We start from the raw sequence: 743 nt of genomic DNA on the forward strand, positions 1-743 counted from the left end.
TAGCTATGCCATCTGGCGTTCCCCGCTGCTCGGTGCGGAGGTGGTGTTCAACGATCTGCAAGGAAAGGAGAGCGCCCGCATAGCGACGGTCTACAGCCAGACGGCCTTCAACCAGGGCTACCTGCTCAACAGCAAAAAGCTCGCTCGCGGAGAGGGGTTTGAGGCTACCACTAAATCGTGGGGCACGGCACGCGCGGCGAAGGGCCTGTTCCTCTCGGCGGACGCGGCAGCCGGGCCGGATACCCCGCACCTGGACATGCCCGCCGCTGTCGCGCAGCTCAAGGCGGCCCTGCAGCGCGTGACGGATCTGGCAACGGCGACCACGCAGGCCGGTGCTGATCCGGCCGACCGCGCCACGCAGTCGGCGCTGCTCGACGGGCTGAACCAGCTTCGCGACGCAGGGCTGCTCGCGAGCGCCCCCGGCGGCATGGCGTTCGTGACGCCGAAATCAATGCAGCACTCGGCGGGGCAGAACGCGATTGTCACGGCAGGCCAGGACATGGACGTGAGCGTCGTTAGGCGCCTGCGCATGGTGGCGGGGGATCTGATTTCGCTGTGTGCACACAAGCTCGGGATGAAATTTATCGCGGCGAAGGGGAAGGTCCTGATGGCAGCGCTCACGGACGGCATGGATCTGTTCGCGCAGAAGCAGTTGCGTGTCGCCAGCGAAAGTGCGGATGTGCAGGTGTCGGCGAAGTCGAAGATCACGCTCAACTGCGGCGGGGCCTCGGTTGTCATGGAGG

1 protein-coding gene is annotated in these 743 nt (G+C 65.7%); it reads left to right on the forward strand.

Annotated features, from left to right (window positions below):
- On the forward strand, positions 1-743 hold a 743-nt coding region (locus F6X37_RS35940), incomplete at both ends, for a type VI secretion system Vgr family protein (protein ID WP_187614686.1).

Origin of the sequence: Paraburkholderia sp. 31.1 (assembly GCF_014397645.1) — a bacterium.
GTDB lineage: Bacteria > Pseudomonadota > Gammaproteobacteria > Burkholderiales > Burkholderiaceae > Paraburkholderia > Paraburkholderia tuberum.